We start from the raw sequence: 13840 nt of genomic DNA on the forward strand, positions 1-13840 counted from the left end.
TCGGGAAAAATTCGTTTACAAAACGAATTTTTTCTGCTATACTATCCTAAGCAAAGGTTTTTAATGTCATCCTGTGAGGTGACGAAGGCGCAGATTTATATAAATTTTTAAAAGATAGCTATTTTTTAAAAAGTCTTACTCCGAGGGCCTATTGCTGCAAAATAATGGGCTCTTTTTTGGTGCCCAAAAGTGAGGTTTTTATGAAACAGAAATCAACTGTTGACTTGTTACTAGACGTTGATCAACGTCCTTCTGCTGGTAAAGGGATTCTTCTAAGCTTCCAGCACGTGTTTGCCATGTTTGGTGCAACCATTCTCGTTCCCTTAATTTTGAGAATGCCCGTATCGGTTGCTCTCTTTTCATCCGGTATTGGAACACTTATCTACATGATTTCTACTGGCTTTAAGGTTCCAGTGTATCTAGGTTCTTCATTCGCCTTTATCACGGCTATGTCTCTAGCCATGAAAGAAATGGGAGGCGATGTATCTGCCGCTCAAACTGGGGTTATCCTGACTGGTTTGGTCTATGTCCTTGTAGCGACAAGTGTTCGTTTTGCAGGTACGAAATGGATTGACAAACTCTTGCCCCCAATCATTATCGGACCTATGATTATCGTTATCGGTCTTGGTCTTGCTGGTTCTGCTGTAACGAATGCTGGACTTGTAGCAGATGGAAACTGGAAAAATGCCCTTGTAGCCGTTGTTACGTTCTTGATTGCAGCCTTTATCAATACAAAAGGAAAAGGTTTCCTCCGTATCATTCCTTTCCTCTTTGCCATCATCGGTGGATACCTATTTGCCCTAGTTCTTGGATTAGTTGACTTCACTCCTATTCTTCAAGCCAACTGGTTTGAAGTCCCTGGTTTCTACTTGCCATTTAATACGGGTGGTGCCTTTAAAGAGTACAACTTATACTTCGGTCCTGAAACAATCGCAATCTTGCCTATCGCTATCGTAACCATTTCAGAACACATCGGTGACCATACAGTTCTAAGCCAAATCTGTGGCCGTCAATTCTTGAAAGATCCAGGTCTTCACCGTACTCTTCTCGGTGACGGTATCGCGACATCTGTATCTGCTTTCCTCGGTGGACCTGCTAATACGACTTACGGAGAAAATACAGGGGTTATCGGGATGACTCGTATCGCTTCCGTCTCTGTTATCCGTAACGCAGCCTTTATCGCGATTGCTCTTAGCTTCCTAGGTAAATTCACTGCCTTGATTTCAACCATTCCAAATGCTGTGCTTGGTGGCATGTCCATCCTTCTCTACGGAGTTATCGCCAGCAACGGTCTGAAAGTTTTGATTAAGGAACGTGTTGACTTTAGCCAGATGCGTAACCTCATCATCGCAAGTGCCATGTTGGTACTTGGACTTGGTGGGGCTATCCTCAAACTTGGCCCACTTACACTTTCAGGTACTGCTCTATCAGCCATGACAGGAATCATCTTAAACTTAATCTTGCCACACGAAAATAAAGACTAATCATCTATACACACAAACTCCACTCGATTGAGTGGAGTTTTAATTACTTACTCTTTATTTCCAGCAGTAAATCTTTCAATGAAATAATGGTCACGGCTAGTAAAATCATGGCCATACCGACAAAATCAATCGCATAAAACTGTTCCTTCATAATCAGAAAGGCAAAGAAAACAGCTGAAATTGGCTCTATGGAAGCTAATAAACTAGACTTAACAGGGCCTATCAGACTAGCCCCTTTTAGGAAAGCTGTATAGGCAAAAACCGTTCCGATGATGATAATCCCAGCAAATGCAAAGAGAGAATCCAAGCTAGTCGGTATACTGGCCTGTAAGACTCCTGTAAAGGGAAGAGCCACCACACCAGAAATAACCATCCCAACACCAATCACCAAAATACTGCCCCATTTCTTAATCAAAGTGATGGGAAGGATAATATAGAGGGCATAGGTCAAGGCAGAAAAGAGACCCCAGAAAAGACCAGCAGGTGTGACAGACAACTGGTCGAATTTCCCGTGCGTCGCAATCAGAAAAGTTCCTCCTATAGCCAATCCAATCGAAATAATCTCAGCCAGTGTCGGTGCTACCTTATCCTTGATACAGGTATAAACCAAGATCCCAACGGGGCATACATACTGGAGAACTGTCGCCGTTCCAGCATTGGTTTCCTGAATGGCAGAAAGATAGGCGAACTGGTTTAAGAAAAGTCCAAACAAGGCAAACAACAGCAGAGATAAAAGACTTTTTCTGTCTTTTAAAAAAGCATAGAGTTTATCCCTTGCAGTCATATAGGATAAGACTACCAGTGCCAGGCCTGCAATGATAAGCCGCAAATTGGTCAAGACTAGAGCGGAAATTCCGTGTCCCATCAGGTATTGGCCACTGGTTCCAGACAAGCCCCAAGCAATCCCTGCCACTACTGTATATAGAATTCCTTTTAATGTTTTTGACATGATTCTCCCTACTCCTCTTGACGAATCATTTCCATGACTTGATTTCGATCGACTATCCACTGGGAACGCTCATCCTTCTCATACGTTCGATTGGACAGAAAGATGGCAGCCTCCTGCTTCTCTCGATTCCACATAATGAAGGTCCCTGTATAACCCGTATGGTCGAGCCAAGCCCCTTCCAGATTCCAGGCTAGGGAACGCTCCTTATCATCTAAGGGAGAAAAATTTTGGCTCAAATCTGCCGCAAAATCATCTTTCAAGTAATGTTCCAGAAATATTTGTAGATCCGTGACAGTCGAAAATAAACCTGCACTTCCAGCGTGCTTCCCTAATAGACGTGCTTTGGGATCGTGAACCTTTCCGGTCTCCACTCCTCTCACTGTTGGTACAGCTTGCTCAACAGGACCAAACATCGTTTCCTTCATTCCCCATGCTTCCAAAACTTGTTCTTCTATAATCTGATCCAAGTCTTGGTTAAAGATTTTTTCCAAAAGAAAGCCCAAGAGTAAAAAGTGAACATCTGAGTATAGGAAGGCTGTCTGACTTCGTCTCTTGAGGTGAAACATGGCTTCTCTCAATTCCTCAGCGCTTAACTGGTCTCTGTTAGGAATAAAGGGGTCCAGGTCTGTAGCATGGGTCAGAAGCAGCCGTATAGTGATATCAGGATAATCACACTCAGGTAAAAAATCCGTCACCGGTCGATCAATATCGAATTGCCCCTGCTGCCACAAGAAGATGAGAACCGTCCCCACTCCCACGACCTTACTCACACTGGCCAAATCATAGACCAAACCGTTCCCTGTTTTCAAGCCCCGTTCTGGATCACTCAATCCCAGATAAGACTCTTTCCATTCACCATCCTTATAATATGCAAAAGAGACCCCGGGATAAATCCCTGCCTCGATTTGATTTTCTATTTTTCTTAGAATTTTTTCCAACTTCATGCTTCTTCAAACCACAATTCAATGTTATTGGTATCTTTACCAAGGAAGAATTTTTCAGACTTAGGGACAAAGTAGCCTGTCTTTTCAAACTTCTGACGAAGACTGGTTAGATCAAAATTTCTTACTAAAAATTTCAACATCGTCAGGTCCCAAGTGACATTGTTTTCAACAGCCAAATCTGACCCTTGCCCTTTAGTAAAGGTGATTGCTGGCGCTACTCCTTCAGAATCAAGTAAACTCTCTGTCCCTTCAGGCAAACGCAACTCCATAGAAACCTCAAATTGACTCACGTATTTTATACCTGTATTTGAATAAAATTCAGGAACAGTTTCCAATGGAACCAAATTTCTTATATCATTTTCTGCATGAACAAGGATCACATCCTCTTCAGGAGAGACAATCTCAAAAGCATATCCACGGCTTCCTTTAAACAAGCGAGGAAGAGACTTCATCTGAGAAAGAAGGGACTCGATTTCAGAAGGATCCTCAACCTTTATCAAGAGTCTAGCTAGCTTCTTAAGTCCTTCAACTCTGCGAGTTCGCATGCTTGGAGCTTCTTCTAAAATCAATCTCTCCGTACCCGTCTGGTCGCCTAATGAAAGAAAGGCAGACTCTTCTAGTAAGGGTTTCATCCCCAGAGTTCTAATGTAAAATGTTTCATTTAATCTTCGGTTATTGACCTTCAAAGTCGGAATAATTTGTATCATTTGATTTGCATTCATAGCTTCCTCCAACTCTTTTATTTTAAAGGATTTTCGAATATTTTACAAGCCATATCTATTTTATTTAGAAATTTTACAAGAAAAAAACTGGGTTTCCCCAGTTTCGTTTCTTATAGGTAAAGTAGTTTGAATAGTGCTACTGCTGCAATACCCGCTGCAATTGGAGCTACAACCGGAACCCAAGCATACCACCATTTTGAATCACCCTTATGTTGACCAAGAACTGATTTTGGAAGGAGTTCATGAAGAAGACGTGGTCCGAAGTCACGAGCCGGGTTCAAACCAGGTCCTGTAGGTCCACCAAGTGATGTTACCAAGGCCATAACAAGGAATCCAAGTGCCAAGTGAGATACTGAAAGTCCTGAAGCAGTATGTGGTGCTACTTGGGCTTTGATTGCTAAATCAGAAAAGTCAACATTTTGACCTGCTTGACTAGCCATTTGTTTCATGTATTGAAGCACTTCAGAACCAAAGAAGTTTTTAGTCAATCCAAGGGCTGCAAAGAAAAGAACAAATGAACCAACAAACTCATTTACAAAACCATTAACAGTTGCTGCAAAATGTGATTCTTTTGACCCATTATCCAAACTTGAAATCGTTGAGAAAGTACCCAAAATGTTATTAGAATTCTCTGTTTTCAAGTAGTAAGGACGGTGAGTTGCCACAACCATAGCTTGACCAAAAAACGCTCCTAAAACTTGCGCAAGGATGTAATATGGTACTTGTTCCCAAGGGAAAAGTCCGCTCACAGCAAGTCCAAGTGTGAAGGCTGGGTTGATGTGGTTACCAGATACATTACCAAACATCAAGGCTGGGATCATAACCGCTATACCATAACCAACCGCGATAACGAGCCAGCCACTTTGGTGACCTTTCGTACCTTTAAGTTCAACGTTAGCAACTGCACCATTACCAAGAATGATCAAAATGGCAGTTCCCAAAAATTCAGTGGCATATTTAATAGCCCATGTAAAATCCATTTGATAGATTCTCCTTAATTTTTTTAGATAATTCTTATTCTATCAATTTTTAGACCTTTTAGCAACAAATTAGCTTAGCAACAGATTTTCTAAAAGAATCTATGGAAAACGCTTCATTTAACTTATCTTTAAGAAAAGGACAAAAAGAAGTCAAACTCCTTTCATCCTTTTCGTTACTCTTGACGCCGACCAAAGTCTGCAATCATCTGTTCCATTTCTTGTCGACTCGGAGTTGTCAGCATATAAAGGTAATCTCCTTGAAGTTCCGCAAAGGCCGCTGGCATGATGTTTTTAACCTTGAACTGCTGGCTATATTTAGCAAGCAAGTCCTCCTCAGAATAAACATAGTGGGCATTGGCACGGCGAGAAGTAGCCAAACAATACTGAGGTTCAAATTCTGACACTGGGAACTCTTCTCCTGCGACAATCGCCGCATAGCCTCGGTAGAGGTCCAAGGAATGAGCAAAGTTATAAACGTCAATGGTAAAGCCACCTGCAGGACGATTGTTGTACTCAATGGCAATGTAATCATCCCCTTCACGGAAGAACTCAATATGGAAGAACCGTTCTTTCATACCAAATTCTTTGACAATGGCCTCACCATATTTACGTAATTTAGGATCCATATCCTTAAGAACGTAATAAGAATTGTCCATCTTATACATCATGAGATCAAGCGGTGTATAGGCATAGTCAAAAGTTGTTGAAAAGACAATCTTTCCATCCTTATCCACTAGACCATCAAAAGTGCAAATTTCGCTGGAAGTGACAAATTTTTCAAAGAAATAAAGGGTTGAATGGTCCCACTCAGTCTTGAAGTGATTGATATCGTCTTCTGTTTCAAGCTTAAAGGTCGCGGCTGCTCCTACTCCATTATCAGGTTTGGCAATCATTGGAAGGCCGATTTCGTTTACTGCTTGATCAACATCTGCTTCTATCTTGATAACAGCTCCAGGAACCACAGGGACACCTGCTTTTTTGAAAAGTTTCTTCATTTCAGACTTATATTTCGTCTTTTTGAGTTCCTCTAGTTTGGCACCAAAAACATTGAATTGCTCACGAAGACTTGCATCTAACTCAAGCCAGTATTCATTATGAGATTCGATACGATCAATTGGACCATGTTTATAGAAAAGGAAAGCAACTGCTCTCTTGACTTCATCTATGTTTTCAAGATTATCAACACGGAAATACTCTGTTAGGCTATTGCGTAAAGGCTCATCCAATTGCTCGTATGGTTCCTGACCAATTCCCAAGACGGTGATGCCTTTATTGGCTAGTTCAATAGTAAACTGTTGAAAGTTTTGTGGATAGTAGGGAGAAATAACAAGGTAATTCATAGGTCACTCCTTTTATAAATAGAGATTGCCGAGGAAATAAGGCATTTGTTTGCGCCACCATTCCCAGTCGTGGGCGACATCGTGTCCCCATTCAGCAAACCAGGCTGGAATTTGTTTCTGGTCAAAGGCTTCTTTGAGCTTGTAGAAAGATGGTAGACCGTCTTGTTCCCAGGCACCAAGACCCGTACACAGCACAATCTCTGCCTGACGATAACGGTCAATAAACCAGCCGTCGTTCTGATTCCAGATATAATCTACTGGCGAATTTTGGTAAATAGCATCGTCATTGTAGTAATCGCCGACAAAGAAACGTGCGTCGTAAACACCACTGAGAGCAATCACTTTGGTAAAGACATCTGGATGCTGGAGGAAGAAATTGACTGCATGATAGGCGCCCATCGAGCAACCTGTCGTCATCATGCCATCAAACCACCCTGTCTTGTGCTTGATAAAAGGAATGGCCTCCTCAATCACATAGCGCTCATAGGCGCGATGCATCTCCGCTTGGTCGTGACCGTTTTTCCAAGTGGCCAACCAGCTCTCACTGTCTACACTGGATAGGGTAAAGAACTGAACACGGCCTTCCTCGATAAAGGAAGCACAGGCATCAATCATGCCAAAATCATAGTATTCGTTGTGACTGCCACCAGATGAAGCAAAAACAACAACTGGAATCCCAGCATGCCCATAACGGTTGAGGTACATTTCACGGTTGAGATAGCCACTCCAATGGCTGAGGTTTTCAATATGCATTGGGTTTCTCCTTTCCTAACTTACCATTTCTCTGCAAAAAATCTCAGACAGTCTGGTAAATTTTCCGACCAAGGTATTTCACTATGGAGGGCACCAGACTGAACTTTCAAGACAAGATTATCCAAGTGTACTCCACCTGCAATCAAATCATGGTAATAGCGAAGCGACGAGTCGATATAGGCTTGCTTGATATTACCAGCCATCAGGGTCTTGTCCGTATCGTCTGCTTCTTCTGTTCCCACATAGATGAAAATGCGCTGGTCAGGCGATAGTTGCTGACGCTCGATATAGCGATTAAAGGCTTCTTGGTGGAGCCAGTTGGCAGATGAAAAGACGCCCAAGCAACCAATTTGGTCTTGGTATTCCAAACCGATAAACTGGGTAATATTGCCTCCTAGTGACGAACCAATCATAGCAGTGTGCTGGCGGTCTGCTTTAGTACGGTAGTTCTCATCGATAAAAGGCTTGACCACCTCCATGACAAACTCGGCATACTCTACACCCTTACCACCAAATTGCTGCCCTGGGATAGGAGATTCTTGGAACTTCCAAGCCGCATATTCATTCATCCGCCCCATACCATCATTATCAATGGTTACGACAATCATGCGACTGATATCTGGATTTCGCTTAATAGCTGGGACAATCTTCCATGAATGACCAATGAAAGACTCCTTGCTGTAAAAGACATTTTGCCCGTCATGAAAGTAAACAACAGGGTAAAAACGGTCTGTATCTTTCTCGTAGTCCTTTGGCAGGAGCACACGCACACGACGCTCTTTTCCTGTATAAGGAACCTTGAGTTTGTGTTCTTTCATTTTCAAGTAAAAGTAGGAATGATTCATTGTCAGAAAACTCTCTATATTCAAAATTTTATCTTATTATACCATAAAAATAGAAAAAAAGTCAGTAGATGTCCATTTTAAGGATAAATAACTAACTTTTTCATTTAATTTTCTAAATTCTTTTGGATTTTCCGATTATAGGAGATTGTCAATCAAGTTATCGACTTCATCTTTTTCAGCTTGAGGTGTAATCTCAGTAATCATAATCCCTGCCACTGCTCGCTCAACCAAAGCTTCAACATCCATACGTGCTTCATACTGCTCTGCATTCTTAATCTTAGGATTGGTCTTAGGACGGTCAGGTGCAAAAATCGTACAACAGTCTTCAAACGGTTGGATTGAAATGTCAAAGGTATCAATTTCTTGTGCAATATCGATGATTTCCAACTTATCCATGGTAACAACTGGACGGATGATTGGAGTGTTGCTAACAGCATTGATAGCCTGCATACTTTCAAGAGTTTGACTAGCTACTTGACCAAGACTTTCCCCATTGATGATAACCAAACCATTTCGTACCTCACGAATACGGTCGGTAATCCGCATCATAAAGCGACGAGTCAGAGTCATGAGGTAGGCTTCTGGCGCTTTGGCCTTGATTTCCTCTTGAATCTCTGTGAAAGGTACTTCGATAAACTGGATATTTCCCCCAAACTTGGTCAATTTACGAGTCAAATATTGGGCTTTTTTAAGGGCTCCAGGACTGGTGTAAGGTGGGCTGGCAAAGTGAACAGCTTCAATATCTACTCCACGTTTAAGGGCTAGATAACCTGCTACAGGCGAGTCAATCCCTCCTGACAACATGAGCATCCCCTTACCAGAAGTCCCCACAGGCAAACCACCCGCTCCACGAATAGTTTCATAGGAAAGATAGGCAGCCTCTTCACGAATCTCCACCTGAAGATTGATGTCCGGATTTTTCATCTGGGCTTGAATCGTTGGAATAGCTTCGAATACAGCCCCTCCAAGTGTTTGATTGAGTTCACGACTGTCAAGTTCAAAGTTGTGGTCGCTACGCTTACTAGAGATTTTAAAGGTCATGCCCTCCTTGTAGATATCTTTCATAATCTCTTGGACAGAAGACTTCAGAACTTCTACAGATTTTTCAACCTTATATACTGGAGAAAAATTTTGAATCCCGAAGACTTTTTTGAGAGATTCTGCAACTGCTGTGTAGTCGAATCCATTGAGGTAAACGTGGGCACGGTCGCGATCAGCGGTTACCTTAACTTGGGGATAGATGGACAAGACGTCCGAAATATTATTACGAAGTTTATTGATGAACCGCATACGGTTTTTGCCCTTGGTTGATAACTCTCCGTAGCGAATCATAATTTCTGAATACTGCATGAATGCTCCTATCTTACTTTTCTAGTTTGATTGTAAATTAATTTTAGCTTGGTCAAAAACTGCTCGACCTGACTCATATCATTTTCAAGGTCTAGGCTAAGACGTACAGCTGACTGGGCCTTATCTTTGTCCACTCCCATGGCAATCAAGGTTCCCGCAGGTTTCCCAGCCTTGGATGAACAAGCAGAAGTCGTTGATATGAAAATATCATAGTCTTCAAAGGCGTGAACAATGACTTCTCCACGAACACCCTTAATCCCAAAAGTCAGGATATGAGGGGCAAAGTCTTCCACATCTGAAAAGACAAATATATCCGGATAGTCCAAAAGAGCTTGGCGAATCACCGCCTTCATCTGCCCTGTCTTGCTAATAAAGATATCTAGCTTTTCCATAGACAAACGGAGAGCCTTAGCAGTCGCTGCAATCCCTGCTACATTTTCAGTTGTCGAACGATAGTCTCGCTCCTGACCACCGCCAGTCAACAGAGGCGTAATCTTCTTGCCAGACTTGATATAGACAAAGCCAACACCTCTGACACCATGAAATTTATGACTTGAGAAGGTCGCAAAATCCACACGATCTGTCAGATATTTTTCAGTCGGAATCTTAGCGAGTGCCTGAACTGCATCAACGTGGAAGGAAATAGTTGGCTTGTCTGCCAAGAGTTCTGAGATGGCCTCAATAGGTTGAATAGACCCAATTTCATTGTTTACTGCCATAATGGAGACGAGGGTCGTATCAGGTCGTATCAAAGCTCCTAGAGCCTCAACATCCACAAACCCTTTCTCATCAACTGGAGCAAAATCCACCTCAAAACCTTGACTTTTCAGCCAGAGGGCTGATTCCTTAACTGCTGGATGTTCAATGGCTGATACGATGATGTGCTTGCCAAACTGGGCTTTTTCAAAGGCCACACCTTTGATGACCCAGTTATCCCCTTCTGTTCCACCAGAAGTAAAGAAGATTTCATCACTCTTCTTACCGATTAAATCTGCAATCTGTTGACGGGAAGCATCTAAGATTCGTGTTGCCTGATCTCCCAAACGATGGAGACTAGATGGATTTCCTACAATTTTTGAAGCCACCTGCATATAGGTTTCAAGGGCTTCTGGATAAGGCTTGGTCGTCGCCGAATTATCAAAGTAAATCATGTTTTCTCACTCTTTCTAAAATCACTTTCTCTATTGTATCATGAAACGGAGCCTGCGACAAGAAAGGGTAAGTCCTCTTTTTTTAAGATTTTTTTAAAGAAATGAGGTATAATAAATCATAATTAAAGGAGAGTATCATGTCTAACTATCATAGAACTTCAAAACCAAAAACTGAGCATATCAAAAAGGGGTTTACTGTCTTTCAAAAAACGATTGCTACCATCGGTAGTATCCTTGGCCTAATCACCGCTACTATTACCATCATGAACGCCGTGGATAATAACAAGAATAACAAAAAAGAACCAACGACGACTCAAACAACTGTTGTCAAAGAAATTCAAAAAGAATCCCCTCAGGAAAATACCAGTCCCAATAAGGAAAATAATACTAGTCAAGAAAAAATACAACAAGAAGAAACGCCAAAATCTAGCGTCAAGGAAGATAAAAAAGAAGAGCAGAAAACATCAACTCAGGATTCTTCTACACCTTCCTCAACAAAAGAAATAACTGATAGTGGAAACTCGTCCAAAACGACTAGTTCCGAAAACAAAAGCATTCAATAATCACTAAAATAGCTTCCTTCCAGCTTTGGAAAGAAGCTATTTTTTATTGTTGCAATACTTTTCGTGGTTTGGTACCTTCAGCTGGACCGATGACACCGGCAATTTCAAGTTCTTCCATAAGGCGGGTCGCACGGTTAAATCCAACCGACAAACGACGCTGAATCATCGAAGCACTGGCTTTCTGCGTCTCGATAACCAGATCCTTAGCTTCTTCAAAAAGCGGATCTCCACCAGCTTCACCATCTGAAAATTCACCGTCATTTTCAGAAACCTCACCTGGATCAAAACTCTCATCGTAGTCCGCGTCTGCCTGAGCCTTGATGAAATTTACGATGCGTTCGACATCATCATCCGAGATAAAGGATCCCTGCAGACGGACAGGGTGATTTTCATCGATTGGTTTAAAGAGCATATCTCCTCGACCAAGCAGTTTTTCAGCTCCATTTTCATCCAAGATGGTTCGTGAATCTGTACCTGATGAAACTGCAAAAGCCACACGAGATGGGACATTGGCCTTGATGAGACCAGAAATGACATCAACTGATGGACGTTGCGTTGCGAGAATCATGTGAATTCCTGCGGCACGCGCCTTCTGGCCGAGACGAATGATTGCATCTTCCACTTCCTTGCTAGCCACCATCATGAGGTCTGCCAACTCATCTACAATGACAATAATCAAAGGTAGCGGTACTTGTTTGTACTCAGATTGGCTATTAAATTCCTCGACCTTAGCATTGTAACCAGCGATATTTCGCACACCAACCTTAGCAAAGAGTTCATAACGGTTTTCCATCTCATCCACAACCTTTTGCAGAGCCTTGCTGGCCTTGCGTGGATTGGTTACAACTGGAATCAAGAGATGAGGAATGTCATTGTAAACCGATAACTCAACCATCTTTGGATCCACCATCATAAACTTGACCTGGTCAGGTCTTGCTTTCATAAGAATGCTAGCGATAATACCATTAACTGCGACTGATTTCCCTGATCCTGTCGAACCTGCTACAAGTAGGTGGGGCATCTTGGAAAGGTCAAAGGTGCGAGCCGTTCCATTAACCGCCTTCCCTAGAGGAATTTCGAGGAGATTTTCTGCTTTTGTTTGAGACTGTTCCCAGAGTTCGCGGAAGGAGATGGTCGCAATCTCAGAGTTGGGTACTTCAATTCCGACTAAGGGTTTACCAGGGATCGGAGCTTCAATCCGAACATCCTTGGCCGCCAGAGCCAGCGCTAAGTCGTCTGCCAGATTGGAAATGCGGTTGACCCGTACACCGACTGCTGGCTTGACTTCATACTTGGTCACTGATGGTCCAATTTCAGCTCGTTCAACCATTACCTTGATACCAAAGCTAGCAAAGGTTTCTTCTAGGACTTTGATATTTTCTCGAACAATCTTCTTTTCCTTGGACTGATCTTTGGGTTTATCTGGCGCAAAGAGTTGCAAGTTTGGTAGCTTGTATTCAAGGGCTTCCTTGGCAGAAAAATCAACCTGCACCTCTTCATCCTCAAAGTCTTCTTCCACATCTGGAACGTCAAAATCAGCTTGGGGGAGGATAATCTCCGGTTCAATCCATTCTTTTTCAGGAATTGGTGGAAGATCATAGTCTGGAACTTCTGATAAGATTTCTCCCGTTTCAGGATCTACAGGAGGAAGCGGTAGTGCATCCTGTTCTTCTTGTTCTCTCTTGATTCTGGCAGCTTCTTCAGCTTCTTGACGACCCTTCTCTTCTTCTCTCTTGATGAAGCGTTCCTGTTGTCTCTGTTCCTGTTTTTCCATGAAGGATCTGAACTGAGCTCCAATAAAGGCTGCAACATCATAAATAGACCAAGGACTGACCAAGAGAGCCCCAACTAAAATCAAGAGAACTCCAATAAAGTATGAACCGATATTTGAGAAAAGAAAGGCAATGGGGATATAAAGTCCAACACCAAGCAGACCTCCACCAGCAAAGCTAGTCACCCGGATACCAGTCAGATCCGTCATAACTTGAGCCAGAGTCCCTTTTAGAACTGACTGCTCCAAACCAAACTTCCAGACAAGATAGGCCTCAAAAATCAAGAGCAAGCCAGCGAAGATAGTGAAAAAGCCAGATAAAAGACCTTCCTGTTTTCGGATCCACTTGAAAAAGAAAAGATAGACCAAGAGGCCAAATATTGCCAGATAGGCTAGGCTCCCCACCATCAAGCGAATTAAATTATAAAGAGTGATACCTGCAGCCCCTAATTTAAAAGCTGCGAAAATCAATAAAATCGCGATTCCTAATGAAATCAACATTCGTTGAATCGCTTCTTTTCTTTCGAGTTCTGCTTTAGACGGTCTCCGTCTTGTTTTACTTGTATTCTTGTTTGCCATTCTTCTATTATATCATATTTCAAACCCATTTCGAAAAAGGTCCATATTCTCCTTGAATAGTTCGGTATTAAGAGATTCAAATAAGATTTTCTTATCCATAGTTTCTTTCTCTAAGCCATTTCAGAATATCTTTTTGATAGCCTTTATGATCCAGCTGACTGTTCATTAAAAAAAGAAGAGATGCAAAATTTTGAAATTTTGATATAATAGAACTATCAAAAAGTAAAGGAATGATTGGTATGAACACAATCACAGCTCACAGCTCACAGCTCACAGCTCACAGCTCACAGCTAACAGATCACTGTTCACAGCTCACAGCTCACAGCTCACAGCTCCACTCTAACTGCCGACTGCTGCCTGCTGAAAGAAAAAAACACACATCTCACAGCTCACAGCTCACAGCTCACAG

At 42.2% G+C, this 13840-nt stretch carries 12 protein-coding genes; 2 read left to right on the top strand and 10 right to left on the bottom strand.

The features are described from left to right. The first annotated feature begins 200 nt into the window (after positions 1-200). Positions 201-1484, top strand: a complete 1284-nt coding sequence (locus OVN21_RS09850; RefSeq protein WP_267248274.1) for a uracil-xanthine permease family protein — start codon at positions 201-203, stop codon at positions 1482-1484. Positions 1485-1527: 43 nt separating this feature from the next. Here the strand turns inward: OVN21_RS09850 and OVN21_RS09855 are convergent, their stop codons facing one another. From OVN21_RS09855 to OVN21_RS09895, 9 genes are all read right to left on the bottom strand, one after another. Further along, positions 1528-2433 (bottom strand): DMT family transporter, encoded by a 906-nt coding sequence (locus tag OVN21_RS09855; RefSeq protein WP_267248275.1) that lies wholly within the window; start codon positions 2431-2433, stop codon positions 1528-1530. 8 nt (positions 2434-2441) lie between these two features. Then, positions 2442-3377 (bottom strand): serine hydrolase domain-containing protein, encoded by a 936-nt coding sequence (locus OVN21_RS09860; protein WP_267248276.1) that lies wholly within the window; start codon positions 3375-3377, stop codon positions 2442-2444. Continuing rightward, entirely contained in the window at positions 3374-4099 is a 726-nt protein-coding gene (locus OVN21_RS09865) for a CppA N-terminal domain-containing protein (RefSeq protein WP_267248277.1), read from the bottom strand. The genes OVN21_RS09860 and OVN21_RS09865 overlap by 4 nt, the downstream gene beginning before the upstream one ends. A gap of 110 nt (positions 4100-4209) precedes the next feature. Continuing rightward, positions 4210-5079 carry an aquaglyceroporin Gla gene (gene gla, locus OVN21_RS09870; RefSeq protein WP_267248278.1) on the bottom strand — a complete coding sequence of 290 codons (870 nt, stop codon included), beginning with the start codon at positions 5077-5079 and terminating at the stop codon, positions 4210-4212. A gap of 173 nt (positions 5080-5252) precedes the next feature. Continuing rightward, on the bottom strand, positions 5253-6419 hold the full coding sequence (locus OVN21_RS09875) for an ATP-grasp domain-containing protein (RefSeq protein ID WP_267248279.1): 1167 nt from the start codon (positions 6417-6419) through the stop codon (positions 5253-5255). 12 nt (positions 6420-6431) lie between these two features. Continuing rightward, complete coding sequence (locus OVN21_RS09880; protein WP_267248280.1) at positions 6432-7172, bottom strand: esterase family protein; 741 nt, start codon at positions 7170-7172, stop codon at positions 6432-6434. Positions 7173-7192: 20 nt separating this feature from the next. Beyond that, positions 7193-8017, bottom strand: coding sequence for an alpha/beta hydrolase (locus tag OVN21_RS09885; protein ID WP_267248281.1), 825 nt, complete (start codon positions 8015-8017; stop codon positions 7193-7195). Between the two features lie 135 nt (positions 8018-8152). Next, positions 8153-9367, bottom strand: coding sequence for a tRNA uracil 4-sulfurtransferase ThiI (gene thiI / locus OVN21_RS09890; RefSeq protein WP_267248282.1), 1215 nt, complete (start codon positions 9365-9367; stop codon positions 8153-8155). 8 nt (positions 9368-9375) lie between these two features. Next, entirely contained in the window at positions 9376-10518 is a 1143-nt protein-coding gene (locus OVN21_RS09895; protein ID WP_267248283.1) for a cysteine desulfurase family protein, read from the bottom strand. 137 nt (positions 10519-10655) lie between these two features. Between OVN21_RS09895 and OVN21_RS09900 the strand changes: the two genes are divergently transcribed. After that, the gene (locus OVN21_RS09900; protein WP_267248284.1) at positions 10656-11081 is read left to right on the top strand and encodes a DUF6556 family protein; all 426 of its coding nucleotides are present in this window, start codon (positions 10656-10658) and stop codon (positions 11079-11081) included. Positions 11082-11124: 43 nt separating this feature from the next. Here OVN21_RS09900 and OVN21_RS09905 read toward each other — a convergent pair whose 3' ends face one another. Further along, complete coding sequence (locus OVN21_RS09905; RefSeq protein ID WP_323744064.1) at positions 11125-13431, bottom strand: DNA translocase FtsK; 2307 nt, start codon at positions 13429-13431, stop codon at positions 11125-11127. Positions 13432-13840: the final 409 nt, after the last annotated feature.

Source organism: Streptococcus sp. Marseille-Q5986 (assembly GCF_946902915.1).
Lineage (GTDB): Bacteria > Bacillota > Bacilli > Lactobacillales > Streptococcaceae > Streptococcus.